15 protein-coding genes and 1 tRNA gene are annotated in these 22,254 nt (G+C 65.9%); 8 read left to right on the top strand and 8 right to left on the bottom strand.

Going from position 1 to position 22,254, the window contains the following annotated elements; translation table 11 throughout:
- Window positions 1–97 precede the first annotated feature (97 nt).
- From dsdC to BKX93_RS24475, 3 genes are all read right to left on the bottom strand, one after another.
- The gene (gene dsdC, locus BKX93_RS03745) at window positions 98–1,015 is read right to left on the bottom strand and encodes a DNA-binding transcriptional regulator DsdC (protein WP_070978777.1); all 918 of its coding nucleotides are present in this window, start codon (window positions 1,013–1,015) and stop codon (window positions 98–100) included.
- Window positions 1,016–1,021: 6 nt separating this feature from the next.
- Complete coding sequence (dsdA, locus tag BKX93_RS03740; RefSeq protein WP_070978775.1) at window positions 1,022–2,368, bottom strand: D-serine ammonia-lyase; 1,347 nt, start codon at window positions 2,366–2,368, stop codon at window positions 1,022–1,024.
- An 83-nt stretch (window positions 2,369–2,451) separates the two neighbouring features.
- Complete coding sequence (locus tag BKX93_RS24475; RefSeq protein ID WP_144410256.1) at window positions 2,452–2,637, bottom strand: hypothetical protein; 186 nt, start codon at window positions 2,635–2,637, stop codon at window positions 2,452–2,454.
- 27 nt (window positions 2,638–2,664) lie between these two features.
- Here BKX93_RS24475 and BKX93_RS25035 point away from each other — a divergent pair, with 27 nt between their 5' ends.
- The 4 genes from BKX93_RS25035 (at window position 2,665) to BKX93_RS03720 (ending at window position 10,272) form a co-directional block, all read left to right on the top strand.
- Window positions 2,665–3,831, top strand: a complete 1,167-nt coding sequence (locus BKX93_RS25035; RefSeq protein WP_052729306.1) for a methyl-accepting chemotaxis protein — start codon at window positions 2,665–2,667, stop codon at window positions 3,829–3,831.
- Between the two features lie 114 nt (window positions 3,832–3,945).
- Window positions 3,946–4,254 (top strand): STAS domain-containing protein, encoded by a 309-nt coding sequence (locus tag BKX93_RS03730; RefSeq protein ID WP_046167894.1) that lies wholly within the window; start codon window positions 3,946–3,948, stop codon window positions 4,252–4,254.
- Window positions 4,255–4,261: 7 nt separating this feature from the next.
- Entirely contained in the window at window positions 4,262–5,959 is a 1,698-nt protein-coding gene (locus tag BKX93_RS03725; protein WP_046167885.1) for a fused response regulator/phosphatase, read from the top strand.
- A gap of 32 nt (window positions 5,960–5,991) precedes the next feature.
- Window positions 5,992–10,272 (top strand): PAS domain-containing hybrid sensor histidine kinase/response regulator, encoded by a 4,281-nt coding sequence (locus BKX93_RS03720; RefSeq protein WP_070978771.1) that lies wholly within the window; start codon window positions 5,992–5,994, stop codon window positions 10,270–10,272.
- Window positions 10,273–10,484: 212 nt separating this feature from the next.
- On the opposite strand, the gene BKX93_RS03715 is transcribed toward BKX93_RS03720, so the two are convergent.
- Window positions 10,485–10,569 (bottom strand) — tRNA-Leu (locus BKX93_RS03715).
- A gap of 182 nt (window positions 10,570–10,751) precedes the next feature.
- Between BKX93_RS03715 and BKX93_RS03710 the strand changes: the two genes are divergently transcribed.
- Together BKX93_RS03710 and BKX93_RS03705 are read left to right on the top strand one after the other, a co-directional pair.
- Window positions 10,752–11,441 (top strand): Bax inhibitor-1/YccA family protein, encoded by a 690-nt coding sequence (locus BKX93_RS03710; protein WP_021476584.1) that lies wholly within the window; start codon window positions 10,752–10,754, stop codon window positions 11,439–11,441.
- Between the two features lie 228 nt (window positions 11,442–11,669).
- Window positions 11,670–12,101 (top strand): cupin domain-containing protein, encoded by a 432-nt coding sequence (locus tag BKX93_RS03705; protein WP_070978770.1) that lies wholly within the window; start codon window positions 11,670–11,672, stop codon window positions 12,099–12,101.
- Window positions 12,102–12,257: 156 nt separating this feature from the next.
- Here BKX93_RS03705 and BKX93_RS03700 read toward each other — a convergent pair whose 3' ends face one another.
- The gene (locus BKX93_RS03700; RefSeq protein WP_070978769.1) at window positions 12,258–15,116 is read right to left on the bottom strand and encodes a GGDEF domain-containing protein; all 2,859 of its coding nucleotides are present in this window, start codon (window positions 15,114–15,116) and stop codon (window positions 12,258–12,260) included.
- Window positions 15,117–15,362: 246 nt separating this feature from the next.
- Between BKX93_RS03700 and BKX93_RS03695 the strand changes: the two genes are divergently transcribed.
- Entirely contained in the window at window positions 15,363–16,769 is a 1,407-nt protein-coding gene (locus BKX93_RS03695; protein ID WP_070978767.1) for a purine-cytosine permease family protein, read from the top strand.
- A gap of 4 nt (window positions 16,770–16,773) precedes the next feature.
- On the opposite strand, the gene BKX93_RS03690 is transcribed toward BKX93_RS03695, so the two are convergent.
- From BKX93_RS03690 to BKX93_RS03680, 3 genes are all read right to left on the bottom strand, one after another.
- Window positions 16,774–18,012: a M23 family metallopeptidase gene (locus BKX93_RS03690; protein ID WP_070978766.1), complete on the bottom strand. Its 1,239-nt coding sequence runs from the start codon at window positions 18,010–18,012 to the stop codon at window positions 16,774–16,776.
- Window positions 18,013–18,173: 161 nt separating this feature from the next.
- Window positions 18,174–18,614 carry a cytidine deaminase gene (locus BKX93_RS03685; protein WP_046156873.1) on the bottom strand — a complete coding sequence of 147 codons (441 nt, stop codon included), beginning with the start codon at window positions 18,612–18,614 and terminating at the stop codon, window positions 18,174–18,176.
- A gap of 81 nt (window positions 18,615–18,695) precedes the next feature.
- Complete coding sequence (locus tag BKX93_RS03680) at window positions 18,696–19,634, bottom strand: ArgP/LysG family DNA-binding transcriptional regulator (protein ID WP_046156874.1); 939 nt, start codon at window positions 19,632–19,634, stop codon at window positions 18,696–18,698.
- Between the two features lie 239 nt (window positions 19,635–19,873).
- On the opposite strand from BKX93_RS03680, the gene BKX93_RS03675 reads away from it, so the two are divergent.
- Window positions 19,874–22,225 carry an EAL domain-containing protein gene (locus BKX93_RS03675; RefSeq protein WP_046156875.1) on the top strand — a complete coding sequence of 784 codons (2,352 nt, stop codon included), beginning with the start codon at window positions 19,874–19,876 and terminating at the stop codon, window positions 22,223–22,225.
- Window positions 22,226–22,254: the final 29 nt, after the last annotated feature.

Genomic DNA, 22,254 nt, shown 5'->3' with positions numbered 1-22,254 from the left:
CGTGACCGCGGTCATCTGGTATGACGGCGCGTTGACAGGGAGGCGGATCACGTGTTGTGCGGCGCACAACGCATGATCCGGATGCGCGGGGAGGGGGCTAGCCGGCGGAGGACTGTTGCAGCCAGTCGATCACCGCTCGCAGCCGGGACGGCATGGGGCCGAGTTTGGGGTGGACCAGATAGTAGGCATAGCGCTCCACGGGCTCGAAAGCGCCCAGGGGCAGCGTCAGCTGGCCGCTGTCCAGCAGCGGCTGGGCGAGCTTGCGGCGGGCGATGGCGACGCCGGCGTGGCCGACTGCGGCGGCCAGGCACAGATCGGAGCGATCCAGCGTCAGCCCGCGCGGCGGCAGCAGGGATTCGCCGCCATGCCGGCGGGCCCACAGCGTCCACTCCGCGTCGTGGGCGGCCTGGCGCCAGGCTTGCGCGTCGTGCAGCAGCCTGCAGTCGCGCAGCCGCGCCGGATCGGCCGCCAGGCCATGGCGTTCCGCGTAGGCGGGGCTGCAGACCGGCGCCATCTCTTCGTCCATCAGCTTGCGGGAGACCAGGCCCGGAAAATGGCCGTCGGCGTAGTACAGCGCCAGATCGGCGCGGCCGCCGCGGAAGTCTGCGTCGCCGTTGCCGGTGCGGATATCGAGATCGATCCGCGGATGGCGGTCGGCGAGGGCGGCCAGGCGGGGCGCCAGCCAGCATTGGGCGATGGAGGGATGGGCATGGAGGGCGACGCGGCCGGAAGGCTCGGCGTCGGCTTCGGGGTAGAGCGCGGCGTCGAGCTCGGCCATGCTTTTTTCCAGCGCGGCGAAGATGCGCTCGCCGTCCGCGGTGAGACGGATGCCGCGGGTCAGGCGCTGAAACAGCCGCAACCTCAGCGAGCGCTCCAGCCGGGCGATGCGGTGGCTGACCGCGCTCGGCGTCAGGCACAGCTCGTCGGCGGCCGCGGCGAAGCTCAGCCGGCGCGCGACGGCCAGGAAGGTGTGCAGATTGGCGAGCTGGCCGCCGTCCAGCCGTGTCGGATGCATCGGCGCTCAGCCCACCAAGCCGCGGCCGCGCCGCAGATAATCGTCCATTTCCGCCTCCGGAACCATGCTGCCGCCCGTCGCCCAGATCAGGTGGGTGGCGCGGGCGAGCCACTCCGCGTCCAGTCCCATGCGTTGGCGATAGCCCTGGTTTTCGTCCAGCACGCGGACGATGCCGGGCGCGCCGGCCAGCGCCGAGGGTTCCAGGCGCAGGCCTTCCGTCCGCTCCAGCATGGCCAGCAAGCGGAACAGCTCATCGTCGTCCACCGTGTAATAGCCGTCGATCAGCCTTTGCATCGCGCGGCCGACGAAGCCGGAGGGGCGGCCGACGGCTAGTCCGTCGGCGGCGGTGCGGTTGTCGATGCCGAAGTCCTGAACCGAGATCCGGTCGTGCAGGCCGGTGAGCACGCCCAGCATCATGCAGGGCGAGTGGGTTGGCTCGGCGAACAGGCAGCGGACGGCGTCGCCGAAGGCCAGCTTGAGACCGAAGGCTACGCCGCCGGGCCCGCCGCCGACGCCGCAGGGCAGGTAGGCGAACAGCGGATGGTCGGCGTCCACGCGCACGCCGGCCTCCGCCAATTGGATCTTCAGCCGTTGAGCCGCCACCGCGTAGCCAAGGAACAGGTGGACGGAGTTTTCATCGTCGACGAAGTGGCAGGAGGGATCGCCGGCGGCTTGCGCACGGCCTTGCGCCACGGCCGCGCTGTAGTCGGAGTTGTATTCTTCCACGGTGACGCCGTGCGAGCGCAGCTTGTCTTTCTTCCACTGCCTAGCGTCGGACGACATGTGCACGGTAGCCTGGAAGCCCAGTTTCGCGGCCATGATGCCGATGGACAGGCCGAGGTTGCCGGTGGAGCCGACGGCGACGCGGTGGCGGCCGAACAGCGCGCGCGCTTCCGGGCCGTCCAGTTTCGCGTAGTCATCGCCGGGATGGAGCAAACCGTGCGCCAGCGCCAGTTCTTCAGCGTGCTTCAACACCTCGTAGATGCCGCCGCGCGCCTTGATCGAGCCGGAGATCGGCAGATGGCTGTCGGCCTTCAGCCACAGGCGTCCGGGCAGCTCCATGCCGTAGCGGCCCTCCAGCGCTTGCTGGAAGGCGGCTGCGGGGAGCAGCGGCGATTCGATGATGCCGCCGCTGTCTGCGGTCTCGGGGAAGGCGCGGCGGATATAGGGCGAGAAGCGCTGCAGGCGGGCGGAGGCGTCGGCGACGTCGCCGATATCCAGGCCGGCGTCGCCCAGCGCCTGGGCGGCGGGCGCGACCGCGGGATTGAACCAGGCGCACTCGCGCAGATCGGTCAGGTCCCGGATTTCGGGGTGGATCTGCCGCCATTCGTCCAGCGTTTTGCCGTGAATCATTTGGATGTCCTGTCTTGGCCGCGAAAATCCGGCGGAAGTCGCCATTAAACGACAGCCCGAGGCGGCTGGCAAAAGACGAATTTTCAGGCGATCGCTGATCCCTGTTCAAGCGCGGCGACATTCTGTGAGTCTGTTTCATGTTGCGCGGCGTCAATGTCGCGCATGGTTTTTGCAACTGGCTGTTTGACAGGCATCGCCTTATGCGCCATATCGCAATAATCGGTGGCGGCAAATTCGATTGGCATGCCGCAAGCATCGGCGGCTTTCAATTTTCTCTTCCATACTCCGGCTGAAAGATGAATCCTTCTGACATCAAGGCGGATCCTAGACCCAGGATCCTGTTGTGCTGCGCCGCGCTGTGGCTGTGCGCTTGCGGCTTGCTGGCTTTGCTGGGGGGAGGTTTGCCCGGTTACCTGGCCTTGTCCCTACTGGCTGCCGGGAGCTTGCTGGTTGTCTGGCTGCTGGCCGCCCCGCCGCCGCCGCTTGCCGACGATGGCTTGTCTGAGTCGCGGGAGCGGATGCTGAGCGGTCTGGGCCTGCTGGGCAACGGCATCTCCGACGTGTCCGGCGCGGTGGAGCGGGACGTGACGCAAATGCAGACCATTTTGAGCGACGCCATCGTCAAGCTGGTGCAGGGGTTTTCCGACATCGAGGCGATGTTGCGCGAACAGCAGGCGCTGGCGCTGAAAATCGTCCAGCATGGCGATCATGGCGATGGCGTCGGGTTCGACGCATTTCTCAAGCGCACCTCGCAGAGCATGACGGAATTCGTCGACAACACCGTCAGCACCAGCAAGACGGCCATGGTGCTGGTTGATCGCATGCATGAGATCAAGAAGCGGGTCGACGCGGTTGAGAGCGCGCTCAGCGACATGGCGGAGATCACCGCCCAGACCAATATGCTGGCGCTGAACGCCGCGATCGAGGCGGCCCGCGCGGGCGAGGCCGGGCGCGGATTCGCGGTGGTGGCGGACGAGGTGCGCAAGTTGTCGCAGCGCTCTTCCGATTTTTCCGGACAGATACGTCAGTCGATAGACCTGATGGTGCAGGCCATCGAGCACGCCAAGTCGGAAATCTTCGAGATGGCGTCCCGCGACATGAATTTCGCGCTGGACGCGAAGACCCAGATCGAGGACATGCTGAGCCAGCTGTCGCGGATGAACTCGGACACGGGGCAGGCGGTGGACCAGCTGTCGCAGATCGCCGGGCGCGTCGGGGACAGCGTGCGCTCCACGGTGACCGCGCTGCAGTTTCAGGACTTGGTGTCTCCGCTGGTGCGCAACGTCAGCAGCCGGATGCAGGGTTTTTACCAAGTGGGCGACAGCATGCGCCAGATGAACGGCAAGGATGAGATCGAGGGGCTGGAGGACATGCGCCGCCAGCTACAGCAACTGGTCGACAGGCACCAGGCCAACAGCGCCGCGCCGCAGGGAATGTCGGCTGGCGACATCGATCTGTTCTGAGCGGGAGGGCATGTCCCGCAAGGGTTTGCAGTCAGCCGCGCGATCGGCGGGCCCCTGAGGCGCGGCATCGGAATCAACCGCTTCTGATCAGGGCGGACAATGGAGGGCGGCGAGATGGGCGTCAGGCTGAGCAAGACTGCGGACAAGTCGGTGATCGCAGTGGAGGGCCGTTTTGATTTCGAGCAGCACGAGGCGTTCCGGGCATGTCTGGACGAGGCGTTGGCGCGTGGGACGGGCCTGGGGCTGGCAGTTGACCTGTCGCGGGTCGATTATCTGGAAAGCTCGGCGCTGGGCATGCTGCTGGTGATGCGGGACCGGGCCAAGGCGCTGGGCATAGACAGCATCGCGCTGCTGGGCTGCCGGGGCTTTGTGCGGCAGATTCTGGAGGTGGCCAGCTTCGACAAATTCTTCGCCATCCGCTGAGCACCCCATGGATCGCACTTTCACCGTGTTGGTAGCCGAGGATGTCGAGCCCACCCGGCTGTTGATGGGCTTGGTGATCGAGGAGATGGGCCACCAGGTCTGGTATGCCGAGAACGGCCTGCAGGCTGTCGAGCAATGCCGGCGGGAGCTGCCGGACATGGTGCTGATGGACATGATGATGCCGGTGATGGACGGCCACGAGGCCACCCGGCAGATTCGCCAGCTGTGTCCTGACCGCTGGCTGCCCATCATCTTCCTCAGCGCGCGCAGCGACGAAGAGGCCCACATCAGCAGCCTGGACCTGGGGGCCGACGACTACCTGCCCAAGCCGATCAATCTGACCATGCTGGCGGCCAAAATCCGCGTGATGCAGCGGATCAGCGAGATGCAGCGGCGGATTTCCGACGACTCCCGCCAGTTGCTAGGCTATTACCACACCAACGAGCGCGAGCAGTTGTTCGCCAAGCACGTGCTGGAGAGCATCGTCGGCAGCGAGGAGCAGGATCTGCCGGGCGTGCATAGCTGGCAGCAGTCCGCGGAACAGTTCAGCGGAGACGTGCTGGCCCGCGCGCTGTCGCCGACCGGGCAATTGTGCATCATGCTGGCGGACAGCACCGGACACGGGTTGTCCGCGGCGCTGTCTTGCCTGCCCGCGGTCGACATTTTCTATGCGATGGCGCGGCGAGGCTTCCCGCTGACCTCGATGGCGCGCGAAATCAACACCAAGCTCAACCGCTTGCTGCCGGTGGGGCGCTTCGTCGCCGCGGCGCTGATCACCATAGACTGGGAGCTGGGCTGCGTCGAAGTGTGGAACGGCGGCATACCCTGCGTCTTGTTCGTCGATGACGATGGTTGTCCGATGAAAGAGTGGAAGTCGCAATATCCGCCGCTGGGGATCTTGTCCGCCGACGAGTTCTGCTGGGGCAGCGAGACTTATTTCTGGGAGCAAAGCGGGCAACTGGTGGTGTGTTCCGACGGATTGACCGAAGCCGAGAATCCTGGGGGCGGACAGTTCGGAATGGGAGGATTGCTGCAGGCGCTGATATCGAACCCGGCCTCGCCGCTGGATGGCATCCGGCTGGCCGTGTTGGAGCATTTGAGCGGAGCGAATAACCGCGACGACATCTCTTTGGGCGTGGTCCGGCTGGAGGCGGGCGTTAATGCCGCGCTGGACCGAGTGGCGGATCATCTGGGGCGCGACGACGGCGGCCAACTGAGCTGTTGGCGGGTACGGCTGGTTTTCGGCGTGGAGGAGTTGCAGCGCGATCAAAGCATTCCGCTGTTGATAGGCTGGCTGAATCAGCTGGGCTTTCGCGGGCGGCAATTCAAGGAAGTGTTGTTGATCGTATCGGAGCTGTTCAATAACGCGCTTGACCATGGCGTGTTGGGGCTTGACTCCGGTATGAAAGACCAGCCGGATGGATACGAGCGCTATTTCATGCTGCGACGCGAACGACTGGCCGAGCTGGAGCGGGCCGAGGTTGAGCTTGTGCTGGAGCGCCGGAGGGAAAATGGCGGCGACGCGGTGTTGATACGCTTGCGCGACAGCGGAACGGGATTTGATTACCCGGCCCTGATGGAAAAGCTGAACCGGCAGGCCGGCAGCCACCGCCATGGCCGAGGCGTGTCCCTGGTGAACGCCTTGTGCGCGAGACTGGCTTACCATGGCCGCGGAAACGAAGTGGAAGCGGAATTCAGGCTGTAAGGTTTCGCCATCGACAAGAGGGAGCCGGTCTGATGATGTCCTTGTCCGACAGCTTGTCTGCGCCGTCCCGGCGCGCCGCCGCCGCCTTGGCCGGTGCCGTCGCGCTGTCCACGTTCTGGGCGCTGGGGTTGGCTCGCAGCCATGGCCTGATCGTTCCCCTTTACGGCAACGCGCTGGCCTTGCTGCTGCTGTGGCGGGCCTGGACGCGGCCCGGGCGCCATGCGCTGGCGCTGGCCGCATTCTGGCTGGGCGGCTGGGCTTATCTGGGCGCGCTGCCCGCCGCCGAGCTGGCCGTCGCCAGTTGGCTGCAGGCGGTTGGCGCGGGAATGCTGCTGAGCCGAGCAGTGGAGCGCGGAGCGGCGGTAGGCGGGCTGGCGGCGGCGCTGCTGCCGGGCGCACCGGGCGCGCTGCTGCTTTGGATGCATCCATGGCTGGATGCCGGCGGCTGGTACGCGGGCGGCATCGTGGCGGGGCTGACGCTGCTGCCGCCATGGGCGGCGCTGAGGCGGTTCGGCGCCGCCGGTTTGAAGCTGGACCGCGTATTGATGCTGGTCGCCCTGGCGCTTGCCTGGTGCGCGCTGACGGCGAAGTGGCGGCCGTTGGGTGTCGCCGATCTGGTTCTGCCCGTATTGCTTGCCGGACTGCTGCTGGATGCGTCGGGCGCGATGCTGGCGCTGCCGCTGATGGCCGTTCTGGCTTGTGAAACCCTGATTCGTCTTTTTCCGGAAGCCATGCCGGAGCCGCTGCGCCACCCGGGGCAGCTGGTCTGGTTCTCCCAGGTGCTATTCTGGCTGGCCGCCGCGCTTTTGCCCCATGCGGCCGGGCAAGTCCTGAGAGCGCGCGCGGAGGGGTCGCTGGGGCGGAGGCGTTTGTCGCAGGCGCTCAATGGCATTGAAAGCCATGGCGCGCTGCTGGACGAGGGAGGGCGGCTGCTGGAGGCGGGCGATGGGCTGCGTCGCCTGCTGGGCGCCGGGCCGCGTGGCCAGGACATGGCGGCTTGCTGCGCGTTGGAGGATGTTCCGCGCTGGCGCGCGGCCCTGGCGCGACGCGACGCGCCGCAGCGGTTGCGCTTGCGGCTGCTGTCCGGAGAGGATGCTTTCCTCCATTGCGAACTCGGCCTGACGCCGCTGGAGGAGGGGGCGGACGGCATAGCCTGGCTGTTGCGGGTGGAGGTTCTGCCACAGCAGAGACCGGACGAGCGTGGGGCCGCGGCTATTCAGGCGCAGTTGGAGTCGTTGCTTGCCGCGTTCGATATCGGGCGGTGGACGTGGGACGCGGCGGCGCAGTCATTGGCGTGGGATGAGCGGATGCGCGTGCTGCACGGGGCCGACGGCGAAGAAACGGTCAACTGGGCGCGCTGGCGGAGCTGCGTGCATCCGGACGAGCTGGCGGCCTGGGACGGACTCTGGACTGATGAGTTGCGCGGGCTGGCGGCCGAGGGCTGGGATTATCGCATCGTGGACGGTGAAGGCCGCTTGCGCTGGTTCCGGCTGTGCGCCCAGGTGGCGCGGGACGAGGCCGGGCGGGTATTGCGAGCCGAGGGCGTGTGCTGGGACGCGGGCAGTCTGCAGGAGGGGCGGGCCGAATTGCGCCGCGTGCGCGACGAGTTGCAAACCGTGCTCGACTCGATGCCGGCGATGGTCAGCTATTGGGACGGCAATCTGCACAATGTTTTCGCCAACCGCGCCTATCTGGACTGGATGGGGCTGGAGATGGGCGACGTCATGGGGCGCCATCTGCGCCATGTGGTCGGAGACGAGCGCTACCGCGCCAACCAGCCTTATATCCAGGGCGCGCTGGGCGGCGTGGCCAGCCTGTCCGAGCGCTGCATCATCGACCTGAGCGGCCAGGAACGGCATCTGCTGGCGCATTACGTTCCGCATTGGCAGCAGGAGCAAGTCAGCGGATTTTACGTGTTCGTCACCGACATCACGCCGCTGAAGCAGGCGCAGCGGGAGCGGCAGGAGGTGCAGGCCAGGCTGCAAGGCATTATCGATTCCGCCAGCGATTTCGCGATCATCGCCACCGATCTGCGAGGCGAGATCAGCATTTTCAGCGCTGGCGCCGAGCGCATGCTGGGATATCGCGCCGATGAGCTGACGGGACTGGCCACGCCGATGATCCTGCATCTGCCGGAGGAGGTGGCCAGGCTCGAGAGCGAGCTGTCGGAAGAGCTGGGGAGGCCTGTTGCCGGCTTTGATGTTTTCGTGGAGAAAACGCGTCGGGGCGGCAGCATCATCCAGGAGTGGACTTACCGCCACAAGGATGGCCGGCACATCCCGGTCAGCCTGGTGACCACCGGCATCTGGCAGGATGGCTGGCTGTATGGCTTCGTCTGCATCGCCAAGGATGTCCGCGCGGAGCGGGAGGCGACGCGGATGCTGGAGCTGGCCAAGGAACAGGCCGAAAGCGCCAGCCGGGCCAAGAGCGAATTCGTCGCCAACATGAGCCATGAAATCCGCACGCCGATGAACGGCGTGCTTGGCATGCTGGAGCTGCTGTCAAGCACCAGGCTGGACGGCGCGCAGCGCGACTATCTGGACATGCTGCAGCTGTCCTGCCGCTCGCTGATGGCCATCCTCAACGACATCCTGGACTTTTCCAAGATGGAGGCCGGCAAGCTGGAAGCGGCCCGCGCCGATTACGACCTGAACGAGGTGCTGGGCGCGCTGGCGGCGATGATGTCGATGAATGCCGCGCGCAAGTCGCTGGAGTTGGTGATCGCCGTCGAGCCGGATGTGCCTGGGGACCTGGTTGGCGATCCTCTCAAATTGCAGCAGGTGCTGGTGAATCTGGCCGGGAATGCGATCAAGTTCACCGATCGGGGCGAAGTGGTGGTAACGGTGGGGCTGGAGAGGGGGGCTGCCGGCGACAAGTTGCTGTTCTCCGTTCGCGATACCGGCCTGGGGATGGACGAGGCGCTGTTGAAAACGGTATTCGACCCCTTTATCCAGGCAGATTCCTCCAATACGCGGCGTTTCGGCGGCACCGGCCTGGGTTTGACGATTTCCCGGCGTCTGGTCGAACTGATGGGCGGCGAGATGGGGGTGGAAAGCCGATTGGGCGAGGGCAGCCGCTTCTGGTTTTCTTTGCCTTTAGAGGTCGCCGGAAAGGCGCGCGCGGCGACTGCCACCCTTGGGCGCGTGCTGGTGGTGGACGACAATGCAGGCAGCCGGCAGGCCGTCTGCTGGCATGTGGAGCGCCTGGGCGGATCGCCCGAAGGGGCGGCGGACGCGGACGAGGCTCTGGCTGTCCTGGCGGGAGAGGAAGGAGCGGCATTCGGGATAGCCCTGGTGGACTGGCGGCTGGGAGAAGAGAGCGGGCTGGCGCTATGCGGCGAGATACGCCGGCGCTGGCCGGACCGCGACATCGCCCTGATCTCGATGGCGAGAGCCGACGACAGGGTCAGGCTGGACCGGGCGACGGGGCGAGAGGCGTTGAATGGCGTGCTGGTGAAGCCGGTAATCGCCGGGGCGCTGGCAGATGCTTGGCGAAACGCGCGCGCGCGCGGAGCGGAGTCCGGGGCGAGGCCGTTCGGCGCCAGGCCCGCGGGATGGCGGCCGGCGCGCATCTTGCTGGTGGAGGATAATCCGATCAACCAACAGGTGGCTTGCGGCTTGTTGCAGCAGGCGGGCTTGCAAGTGGAGACCGTGGAGAACGGCCGGTTGGCGGTGGACGCGCTGAGGGAGCGGGGCGGAGATTACGCGCTGGTGTTGATGGACAGGCAGATGCCGGTGATGGACGGCGATACCGCGGCGTCGTTGATACGCGGAGAGCTGGGGCTGAAACTGCCCATCATCGCGATGAGCGCGGGCATGTCGCCCGAGGAACGGTCGGGGTGTCTGCGCGCCGGCATGGACGAGTTCATCGCCAAGCCGATACAGCTCGATCGCTTGTACGCGGTGCTGGATCGTTACCTGGCTTGGCGGCCGGAGGAAGAAAAGGCCGTCGAGCCGGATGAGGTCGTATTTTCAGCCGAGCTGATGCGTCTGGCTGGCTCCAGCCCCGCCGCGCGCGAACGGGTGCGCAAGCTGATGCAGATGCTGATCGATACCAGCGGGCCGGAGATGACGCGCATCCAAACCAGTTTGGAGCAGGGCTTGCTGGATGCCGGCGCCAGGCAGCTGCATGCCTTGCGCGGCAGCGTGGGCTCGTTTGGCGCGGCGGATCTGGTGTCTCTTCTCAAGGGCCTGGAAAAAGCGGTCAAGGAAGGGCGAAGCCAGAGTTGGCCGTCATTGCTGCAGGCTATCGAATTGGAGCTGGAGCGGGTGGCTGGCGCGGCGCGAGCCTGGCTGGCGGATAATCCCGCCTGACGCGCTGGACGGATGACCTGTTTCTGTTGGACTAAAGCATTGGGCCCGGCTTGCTCTGCTTGGGACACTGTCGGGGACAAAATTGGTCCAAACTATAGCGTATTGCAAAGGGTCGTGGGAGTTGCAGTGGGAACGTGTTTCTTGGGAAAGCCTTTATTTGCGGGCTTTGGAGGGATGTAATGGGCTGTGGAGGTAAACGTTAAAACTAGGGTTGGTGCGAAAGGAGAGACTCGAACTCTCACGCCTTGCGGCGCTGGAACCTAAATCCAGTGCGTCTACCAATTCCGCCACTCTCGCATCCAAATGGCTTGCAAACGCGGGCTGTCGCCCACATCTGTGCCTTGAGGGAAGGCGATATTACCCCAAGGATTCGCTCAAGACAAGCAGGAAGAAGGGATGGAAACTTATTCCCTTCGGCATGGTCTGTTGCTTACAATCCCAAAAGTCGTTCCAGAATAATCAACTCAGGAGAGTTTCACATGCACCCGGATTTTCAAACGGCCTACCAATCGACCCCGATGGCCGATGTTCGCAACAAAGTGTTGCGCAACACCTATGGCCTGCTGGGCCTGTCGATGATCCCGACCGTCATGGGCGCCATCGTGGGCACCCATATGAGTTTCGCGTTCCTGGCCGGCAGCCCCATCATCGGCATGCTGCTGATCATGGCGGTGTTTTACGGCCTGGTCTTCGCCATTGAGAAGAACCGCTACAGCTCGCTGGGCGTGTTCCTGATGCTGGGCTTCACCTTCATGATGGGCGTCCTGCTCGGGCCCTTGCTGCAGTTCGCGCTCAAGTTCTCCAATGGCGGCCAGTTGATCATGACTGCCGGCGCGGCCACGTCCGTCGTGTTCTTCGTGATGGCCGCCATCGCCACCACCACCAAGCGCGACCTGTCGGGCCTGGGCAATTTCCTGACCGTGGGCGCCATCGTGCTGATGGTGGCCGTGGTGGCCAACCTGTTCCTGCGCATGCCGGCGTTCCAGCTGATGATCTCCGCGGCATTCGCGCTGTTCAGCTCGCTGATGATCCTGTGGCAGGTGAAGACCGTGGTCGACGGCGGCGAGAACAGCTACATCTCCGCCGCGCTGTCCATCTACATCAGCATCTACAATCTGTTCACCAGCCTGTTGCAGCTGCTGCTGGCCTTCGGCGGCAACCGCGACTGATCGCTAGATACTGGCAATCCAAGCCCTCCGCCTCGGCGGAGGGCTTTTTTATTGCATCCGCAGACAAGCAAGGCGGTTCCGAGTCCATGAGCAAATGGCTCTTGGCGAGTTTGCCGTGCCGTTTTTCTGAACGAGAAGGCGCTGAGTTGCCCTCCGGAAAAGATTGAACTGGCCTGGTCGAGGCGCGTCCAATCGATTCGTTTATTCAAATCGCTAGAGGGAGAAAACATGAAAATCTATTCGGCGGGCCCCTGGTTGGCCTTGTGCGCCGCGTTGCTGGCTGCGCCGTTTGTCCATGCCGCCGAGGGCGGCGGGGTAAAAACCGAGACGCTGCTCAAGACAGAGCGCTCCTGGGATGGCGAGCTTTACAAGGCCTATCCGGCGGGACAGCCGGAATTGACGATGGTGCGCATCACCATCCCGCCCCATACCAGCTTGCCTTGGCACAGCCATCCATCCCCCAATGCCGCGTATGTGGTCAGCGGCGAGCTGACGGTGGAAAGCCGGGACGGAAAACGTCAGAAACGTCTGCGCGCCGGCGACACGCTGGCGGAGATGGTAGGCACCCAGCACCGCGGCGTCACCGGGGACAAGCCGGTGGAGCTGTTGGTATTTTACGCGGGAGCGACCGGCGTGCCCCTCAGCGCCAAGGCTGAGTAGTTTGTGAAAGCCCCCGCTTCTGGTCCACTTGGGCGGGAAGCGGCGGCTTGGTTCCAAGCGCTTTCCGCGGTTGCCTTGACTGCTTCCGTCGAGGCAAACGCCGGTCGAGAGCCTCTGATTGCACGCTTGTCGCAGACGCCGGCGACTCAGGGCCGCTTACCCTACCCGCATCAGCCGGTAGGCGTTGCGCCCGGCGGCCTTGGCCTGGTATAGGCCCTCGTCGGCGACTTCCAGCAGCCTCTCCGGCGTGATGTCGGGCATGTAGGCGTAGGCGACGCCGATGCTGGTGGAGACGCGGCGGAGCTCGCCTGACAGCTTTGCATCCTGGCTGACGGCCGCCATCAGCTTGTCGACCACTGCCGTCGCGGTGCGTTCGGAGTCCAGGCCGACCAGCAGCACCACGAACTCGTCGCCGCCGAGCCGGGCCACGTGGTCTGTGCCGCGCACGTTCTGCCGCAGCCGTCCGGCGAAAATCTTGATCAACTCGTCGCCGGTGGCATGTCCCAGCGTGTCGTTCACTTGCTTGAAGTGATCGATGTCGAGAAACAACAGCGCCAACGCCTGGCGCTTCAGGTAGTGGTGCTTGATCTCGTCGCCCAGGATGTCCATGAAAGCCGCACGGTTGAGCAAGCCGGTCATCGCATCCTGAGTGACCTTGTTGCGCAGCTCGATTTCCCGCGCGCGCGACTGGGTGATGTCCCAGATCATCACGTAAAACCCCGATACCGTGCCGTCCGCGTGCTGTTGCGGAATGTAGCGGCCTTCCACATAGCGCTGGCTGCCGTGCAGGAACATTTCCATCTCGAAGGCGGCGGCCTGCCCCTGCAGCGCCTGCTCGACATAGGGCCGCACCGCCGCATAGCTTTCCTCCCCCAGAAAATCGCGCATATTGCGGCCTATCACTTGTTCCGGCGGAATGCCGAACAGCCGGGTGTAAGTCTTGTTGCAATAGCGGTAGCGTTGATCGACGTCGACGAAGGCCACCAGCGCAGGAATGGAGTCGGTGACGGTCTTGAGCAAGGCCTCGCGCAGGACCAGGTCCAGCTCGGCCAGCTTCTTTTGCGTGATGTCGCGCACGCTGATGCTGATGCCGTCTCCGGCGCGGACGATTTCCTGGTGGATCCAGGTGGGGTGGCTCGCGTCGTAGGCTTTGGGCACTTCTTCCGACAGCGGCATGCCGGTGTCGATGACCTGCTTATAGCTTTCGAAGTGGTTGGAGACGTTCAGCGAGGCCGCCAGCGCTTTCCAGTTCCGGCCTATCGTTTCATCCCGGCGCAACTGCCACATTCTTTCCGCCTCGGCGTTGATGTAGACCACGCGGAAATCATCCACCTCGCCGATGTGGTCGCGCAGCGCCTCCATGATGATGAACGCGTCCATATTGGCTTCGGCCGCGTTGCGGAAGCGCTCGGCGGCCAATTCCGCCATCCGGTTGGATTGCAGCACCTCGCGCAGCAGCGGCGAAGTGCGCCAGCGCAGGATCAGCGTGCCCAGCGTGACCATCGCCAGCATGATCAGCGCGTCGATCTCCAGATCATGGCGGATCGGCGCCAGCAGGTCCGCCACCCTGATCTTGTAGCTGAAGGCGAGCCCGCTGTCGCCGACTGGCGCATAGGCGCTGATCACGTCGCGGCCCGAGTAGTCGACTGTGTGCAGCGAACCGCTTTTGCCGGAAAAGGCCGGCCACATGGTGAAGTGGTGGACGTTGCCGGCGATCGGAATGCTAGTTCCCGGATCTTGCGGCGACTGCGAGAAGCAGCGCAGATCATGACTGTCGTGGCCGCACAGCGCGTACAGGCCGCTGAGGCCGTCGCGCGGGGCAGTGTCCTGGACGATGCGGTCGAACATGTCCAGCCGCTGCTCCAGCACCAGCCGGGACGCGCCGGCCGAAGTGCGGTAGACCTCCACGGTGCGGTACAGATAATGGCCGTTCCACAGCAGCCAGGAGCCGGCGGGCGAGCGCAGCGCCAGGGCCTGGCGGGGCCGGGTTTCGAAGTAGCCGACCTGCACCAGCGCGCGGCCCGCCGCATCCTGGATGGCGATGCCGTTCAGCGTCATGTGGTTGCGCGCCGCCAGTTCGGCGGCGGCGGCGCTGGCGTCCAGCTTGCCCCGGCTGGCGTCTTCCAGCAGCTTTTGCGTCGACGGGCGCTGGTAGATGCGGCGGGCGATGTCGTCGCTGGTGCCGAATTGGGCCACCAGCAGCGCGGCGCGTTGCCGCACGCTGTTGGCCATCACCGTGCTCAGGCTGCGCTCGTGCGCCTGGATGGAGACGCGGTAGATCAGCAAGCCGGTGGCAAGCGAGATGGAGATCAGCAACGCGGTGGCGGTCACTGAAATCGAATCGGCCATGTCCTGGGAGCGCAGGTGGCGGCGCAGCGCCAGCTGCGTCAGCGCGTTCAATCCCAAGGCGGCGGAGATGACGCCCAGCGCGGTCAGCAGCGCCATCCTCACCGAGGCGCCCCAGCTGTACAGCAGTTCCAAATTGATCAGATACGCCACCGCGCCCAGCACGCCGAGCAGCAGCGGCAGCAATACGCAGATCTTCACCGCTCGGCGCCGGATCGGCGTGGAACCCGGCTGCAGCAGCAGGCCGCAGCCCAGCGCGGCCAGCGCCAGCGCGGTCGGCGGCGCCATCCGGCCCGGGTGGGGCACCATGTCGTGCCGCCAGGCGTGCAGTTGGGGCAGGTCCAAACCCAGGGACCTGCCGCTCAGGTGTTCCAGCAGCGCGACCGTCGCCATCGCCAGCACCAGCGCCGCCAGCACGCGGTGCGCCTGCCATTGCGGCCGCCATAAGGCCAGCGGCAGCGCGAGGCCGTACAGGATCAGACAGAACGCGGTGGCGATCACCATGTGGATGTTTTCCGGAATCAGGGCGGGAGTGCGGAGAAGCCAGCCGCTGATGACGCCGGTTCCCAGCAGGACCAGGAAAAGGCTTGCCGCGATGGCCAGCAATCGATATCGGTCATGCAGCAGCTGGCGTTTGAGTTCGGTGGTGGACAGGATGAATCGGTGCACTTCATTCCATTCTGCGAGCCGGCGCGAAGGGTTCCTATACGAAATGTTAGGACAAATCTCGACGATGGCTGTTCGAGGGAGGGAATAAGCGGCGCGGGGCATGGGCGATCATGCGGAATGGATGGCGCGATGCCGCATGGTTTGGATTTGCCCGTCTTCATGCGGGCGGTATAGATTGTTTGGCGCAGGCCCGGAACCGCGCCGCGGCAAGACGGCGCTCCGGATACGGACAAAGGAAAAACCGTCATGAAAGCGAAAACATCCATCGGCGCGCCGCTGATCGAGCGCCGTTCCATAGACTTCATTCCAGAAGGCGAGCGGCATGGCCGCCTGTTCAGCCAGTTCACGTTGTGGCTGGCCGCCAATCTGCAGATCACCGCCGTGGTCACCGGCGCGCTGGCGGTGGTGCTGGGCGGCGACGTCGTCTGGTCCATCGTCGGCCTGCTGCTGGGGCAGATCGCCGGCGGCGCGGTGATGGCCTTGCATGGCGCGCAGGGCCCCAGGCTGGGGCTGCCGCAGATGCTGGCCTGCCGCGCGCAGTTCGGCGTCAAGGGCGCGGTATTGCCGCTGGCGCTGGCTTGCGTCATGTACCTGGGCTTCAACGCCACCGGCATGGTGCTGTCCGGTCAGGCGCTGGGCCAGCTGTTCAAGATAAGCGACGCCGCAGGCAGCCTGTTGTTCGCGCTGGCGGTGCTGCTGGCCGCGGCGCTGGGCTATCGGGCGATACACAGGCTGGGGCGGGCGGCCAGCCTGCTCGGCCTGCTGGCTTTCTGCTATTTGTTCATGCGTCTGCTGGGGCGGGTGGATCTGCTGCCGCTGCTGGCGGCGCATACTCGTTTCGAGCCGGCCGCCTTCACCGTCGCGATATCGCTGTCGGCATCCTGGCAGATCGCCTTCGCGCCCTATGTGTCCGACTATTCGCGCTACCTGCCGTCGGCCACGCCGCCGGCGCGAGTGGCGCTGGCGATAGGCTTGGGTTCCGGCGTGGGCGCGCAGATCGCGATGTCGCTGGGCGTGCTGGTGGCGGCCATCGGCGGCGCGGCGTTCCGCGGGCATGAGGTCGCCTACTTCGTTGGCCTGGGCGCTGACGGCGCCATCGCCGCCGCGCTGTTCTTCTGCGTGGCTTTCGGCAAGGTCACGATTTCCACGCTCAACGCCTACGGCGGCTTCATGTGCGCGGGCAGCATCGCGTCGGCATTCGGCGCGCGGCCGGAGGCGTTGGGGCCGAGTCGGCGTTGGTTGGTCGTCGCCGCGATGGCGCTGGTTTCCCTATCCGTCGCGGTATGGGCGCAGCAGGGCTTTCTGCCGCTGTTCAAGTCTTTCCTGTTGCTGCTGCTGACCCTGTTCACGCCGTGGAGCGCGGTGAATCTGGTGGATTTCTATCTGTTGCGCGGCGGCAAGCTGGACGCGGCGGCGCTGGAGGGAGCGGACTACCGTTGGCCGGGCTTGCTGGCCTATCTGGCGGGCGTGCTGTCGCAACTGCCCTTTATCGACAGCGCGCTGTTCAGCGGCCCCATGGTCCGCGCGCTGGGAGGGGCGGACGTTTCCTGGCTGGTGGGTTGGCTGGGGACGGCCGGCCTGTACTGGCTGATGATGCGCCGGGGCGCGGCCGCGTGGGCGGCCGTCCCCGGCGGAGGGCGAGGCACCGGCTAGGCGTTTACCATGGTCGCGCCGACGACGGGCATTGCGGCACCACCGGCGCGTTGCTGCCGGTGTCGATGAAGCCGTCGCTGATCCAATGGCCGGCGGCAGTGCGGTTCCAGATGTCGGTGCGGCCCCAGACGCCGTCCACCGCCTCGCCGCGCGCGTGGCACTGCAGCGGCACCTGCTCGCCGCGGGCGGCGCTGCCGACGATCTCGGCGCTCAGGCTGGGGCCGCCGCGCAGGTTGACGTAGCCGTCGCCGCCGCGCGGCGTGGCGATGCCGCTGGCGCCGCCGGGCGTGGGCGCCGGATCGCCGCCGCCGCGGTAGTGCGTCAGGCGGCCGCCCACGTTCACCCGGCCGCCGTCGCGCGCGGCGTAGCCCTGGTAGGCGCGGCTGCCGGAGAAGAACTGCCAGCCGCCCAGCCACTTGCGGTTCACCGGCTCGGCCTTGCCCTGGTGGATCAATGAAAAGTGGACATGAGGGCCGGTGGTGCTGCCGCCGCAGGGCAGGCCGTTGCCTGTCTTGCCCAGATAAGCGCCCTTGGCCACGCGCTGGCCGTCGGCCACCGTGTTGAGGTTGATCATGTGATAGTAGGTGGATGAGTAGCCGTTGTCGTGCACCAGCTTGACCAGCCCGCTGCCGTTGCGCAGGCAGCTCTTGTAGATCACGCCGGCTTGCGGTGCCAGCACCCGGCCGTCGCCGCCGGCGAAATCTATGGAGTCGTAGGGTTGGCTTTCGCCGCTGTAGCCGTGCGGGCCGCCGGTCATGCTCCAGGCAGCGCCTTCCTGCCAGGGCAGGCCCAGGCCGGTGGCGTCGGGCGCCAGCCGCTTGGCCCGAACGGTTTGGCTGCGCCAGGCGCGCCGCTCGTCGGCGCTCAGCCAATCATCCGGCGCGGCTTCCAGCAACGCGGCGAAGCTGTCTTCTCCTTCCAGCGCCAGTTGCCAGCCCTGATCCGTCTGCCGCGCCAGGAACAATCGGGACAGCGGCACCTGATCGGCATCCACGCCGGTCATCGTCGGCAGTGGCTGGGTGGCCGAGCCGATCACCCAGCGGCGGTCGGCGCTTTCCCGGTTTATCTCCACCAAGGGTTGCGGCAGACTCCCCTTAGCCAGCGGCAGAGGCGCCAGCCTCGCCAATGCATCGGCCGCGCGCTGGCGCAGCGCGGGATCTTGGGTCTCATGGGCGGCGTGGACAGACGCCGCGCCCAGGCAGATCAGTAGTACGGACAGGCATGAAATGGCGGGTTTCATCATCACGGACTCCTTTTCGTTCTGAACAGGAACAGCGTGATCGACCATATAGCGAGCGATTGTTATTTTCAGCTGTCCCTAAGAGAGGCGGGCAGCGGGGAACCTTTCGCGGGCATGAAAAACGGGAACCCTGGGGCTCCCGTGGGGTGCGCGCGGACCGCCGCTCAGCGTTGGCCGGCGTCCTGCAGGTTCTTGGGGCCGAAGGCGGAGGGCAGCAGCGCGTCCAGCGTAGTGTCGATGATGTCCTCGCCGTCGCAGATCGAGCGCACATGCATGGCGGGGCCGAACTCGTTCAGCACTTGGCGGCAGGCGCCGCAGGGGGAGGTGGGTTTATCGGTGGGGGTGTAGATGCAAACCGCCACCACGTCCTGCATGCCGTGATTGGCGCGGGCGGCGAAAACCGCGGTGCGTTCGGCGCAGTTGCTCAGGCCGAAGGAGGCGTTTTCCACATTGCAGCCGATGTGTATCTTGCCGTTGCCGTCCAGGATGGCGGCGCCGACGGCGAAGCGGCTATAGGGCGCGTAAGCCTGGCGGGCGGCCAATTGCGCGGCCATTTCCAGTTCGGCCCACTGTTCACTGCTGGGTGCGTGTTGCTTGCTGGTCATGCTGCCTCCATAAAACCAGGTCGGCGCCGGATGATGCGCCAGGGGCTTGGCCTTGTCAACGCGTCGGCCATGCCGTGCGGGTCAGGGGCCCTGCTGCGATTCTCCAACAGATGCATGATATGCCGCTTTGTCCTGGCGCAAGTGGCGGCCGCAGTAGTCCAGCATGGCCTCGGTCAGCGCCTGCGACAGCTCGGACTCCACCCGCCAGTGGTGCCAGTACAGCGGCAGGTCCATGTACTGGCCGGGGAACAGATCCACCAGCCGGCCGTCCTCCAGATCGCCGTCCAGCATCAGCTCCGGCAGCAGGCTGTAGGCGACGCCCTGGCGGGTGAGTTCGACGAAGCCCTGGGCCGAGGGCACGGTGAAGCTGGGAAAGCCGCCTTCGTAGCCGGCCGCCTGGCGCAGGAACTGCCCGTGCACCGCGTCCTTGCGGCTGAAGATGATGCTGGGCGCGCGAGCGAGCGCGGCGTGGTCCACCCCGTCCGGAAAATGGCGCGCGGCGAAGCGCGGCGTGGCCAGGCACAGGTAGCGCATCGCGCCCAGATAGTGCTGAACGCCGCTCTGGATCGGCACCGGACGGGTGCTGACGCAGCCCATCACGTGGCCGGTGCGCATCAGTTCGTGGGTGTGGTCCTGGTCGTCTAACACCACGTCCAGCAGCAGGTCGTGCGCTTCCAGCACCGGCGTCACCGCCTGCAGATACCAGGTGGCCAGGCTGTCGGCGTTGACGCCAACCGCCATCGTGGTGAACTCGCGCTGGCGCGGCGCCGGGCTGAGCTTCTGCAGCAGCTGGTTTTCCATCAGCAGCAGTTGCTGGTAGTGCCGCAGCAACTGGCGTCCTGCCTCGGTGGCTTCCGCCGGCGAGGTGCGGGTGAGCACCGGCTGACCAAGTTGTTCCTCCAGCTGGCGTATGCGTTGCGATACCGCCGACTGGGTCAGAAACAGCTTTTTGGCGGCCTTGTCGAAGCCGCCGGTTTCCGCCACCGCGGCCAGGGTTTGCAGTTGTCTGGGGTCGAACACTTTCGCTTTCCGTAGTCTTTCGACGATAAGAGATCGTTTAATAATGCGGCCGGACTTGCTTAAAAGCCAGCGCCGTGGCATGTTGCAGCCTTTGGCGGTCGGCCTTGTCTGATGCGGGTTTCAGACAGACCGCGCCAGTAGATACGGTACAAGAAATACCTGCTCCTGGGCAGGTGGGCGAGATAGTAGGGACGGCGGCCCGGCAGGCCGCGTCCCAGCCACGACAGGCGCAGAAAACAATGCATACGGATGAAATGGCACTCCTGGCGAATATGTGCCGCTTTATCGGAATCCGGACCGAACACCTGGCGCAGTTGCCGCGCCACGCAGATGCCGGCATGGCCCGCAGGGAACTGCTGGGCAAGGAGCTTTACTGGCATTTGCTGAAAAGCCCCGGCGAAGCGGAGCGCCTGCAGCGGCATCATGGCTGCTGCCAGGATGAGCTGGCGGCCATGCTGCTGGCGGAGTGGGACGCGCTTTTGAGGATGCCCTTGGATCAGGCCGTGGCAGCGGCTTTGGTCGAGCAGGGCGAACTGTATTGCCGGCTGGGCGTGAGCCTGGGCTGGCTGCAGGGCCTATACGAGCGCTGCCAGCCGCATTTGCTGGCCAGCCTGGAGCAGGCGGCGGGCTTGGACGCGGCGCGGCTGCTGCGCAAGCGCATCTTGCTGGACCAGATGCTGAAGACCCACGGCTACCAGCAGGCGCTGAAGCGCGAGGCTTCGCGCCATGGCGAGCACTTCCAGGCGATGTCCGGCCTGTACGCGACCCTCAGCGGCGTCAGCCTGGCGCTTGCCGACAGCGCCGATCGCCGCATCCTGCTGCAGACCGTCTGCGACGTCTGCGTGCGCGAGGCCGGTTTCGAGCTGGCCTGGGTGGGGTTGCTGGACGCCGACGAGAAGCGGATGGAAGTGGCGGCGTTGTCCCGCGGCGAGCGAGCCTCCATGCCCGGCGAACTGCCGGCCCACGCCGAGGATGCGCAGGCTCCGGGCCTGGTGTCGCGCGCGCTGCGCAGCCGCGCGGCCCAGGTCAGCAATAATGCGCAATCCGATCCCGCGCTGAGACCCTGGCACGACGCGCTGAGCCGCCAAGGCATCCGCAGTCTGCTGGTGGTGCCGCTGCTGGTGCGCCAGCAGGTGGCGGGCGCGCTGGCGCTGCATGCCGGCGAAGAGGGTTTCTTCGACCAGTCCCGCCGCGCCTTGTTCGAACTGATGGCGCGCGAGGTCGGCCGCGGGCTGGAGCGCCACGACGCGCTGGAGCGCAGCCACCGCGCCGAAACCGAACTGGCCTTCCTGGCCCAGCACGACGCGCTGACCGGCCTGCCCAACCGCAGCCGCATGCAGGAGCTGATCGCCCGGCTGCTGAAGGCGCGCCGCGACGGCGGCCAGGTGGCGGTGCTGGCGATCGCGGTGGAAGGCTTCCACGACATCAACGCCCGTCTCGGTTACGAAGGCGGGGATCTGGTGCTGTGCGAGATGGCGCGCCGCCTGCGGCAGGCCATTTATCCGTTCGGCCACGTCGGCCGCGTCGGCGCCGCGCGCTTCGTCGCCTGCTCGGAACGCACCGACAGGCTGCAGGAGCTGGTGGACGAGCTGATGAGCCTGTTGCCGCAGCCGGTGGACGCGATGGGCGCCCAGGTGGAGATACGCTGCAGCGTCGGCGTGGCGGTCAGCGGCGACGCGCTGTGCGACGCGGCCAACCTGCTGCGGCGAGCCGGCCTGGCGTTGAACCGGGCCAAGGACGAAGGCGGCGGCCATTCCCGCCATTACGACGCGGCGATGGACGAAGAGATTCACAAGCTGCACGCGCTGCGTAGCGCGTTCGCGCTGGCCATTCCGCGCGGCGAGCTGGCGCTGTACTACCAACCCAAGATCAATCTGCAGAACCACCGCATCGAAGGCGCGGAGGCGTTGGTGCGCTGGGTGCGCAACGGCCGGCACGTGCCGCCGGGCGAGTTTTTCAACGCCATCGAGCATACCAATCTGATGCGCGAGCTGGACTGGTGGGTGCTGCGGGAGGCGGTGCGCCAGATGGGCGAATGGCGGCGGCGCGGCTTGTCATTGCCGGTCAGCGTCAACTTGTCGGCGGCCACGCTCAAGCACGAGGATTTCCTGTTCGGACTGGAGGCCTTGCTGGAGGCGAACCCGCTGCCGGCGGGCTTCTTGGAGCTGGAGGTGCTGGAGACTGTCACCCAGCAGGAGGCGGAGCAGATCACGGCCAAGCTGGAGCGTTGCCGCGACCTGGGCCTGTCCATTGCGCTGGACGACTTCGGCACCGGAGCATCGTCGCTGGTGCATCTGCAGCAGCTGCCGTTCGACACCATCAAGATCGACCAGCGCTTCGTCCGGCTGTTGCTGGACATGCCGGGCAACGAGGCCATCATTCGCAGCATGCTGTCCTTCGCCCACTACACCGGACGCAAGCTGGTGGTGGAGGGGGTGGAAAGCCGGGCGATCTGGAGCAGGCTGCGCGAGATAGGCTGCCACGACGGCCAAGGCTACGGCATTTCGCCGCCGCTGGCCGCGGGCGAGCTGCCGGAGTGGCTGAAGCAGTGGAGCAAGAATGCTGCTATTAATTCTTCTTATGTATCATGATTTTTATTAGTTTTACTTAATGAAATCCG

Origin of the sequence: Chromobacterium vaccinii (assembly GCF_001855275.1) — a bacterium.
Classification (GTDB): Bacteria; Pseudomonadota; Gammaproteobacteria; order Burkholderiales; family Chromobacteriaceae; genus Chromobacterium; species Chromobacterium vaccinii.
The sequence above is the reverse complement of the archived record's forward strand: the minus strand, read 5'-3'. Positions and strand labels throughout refer to the sequence as shown.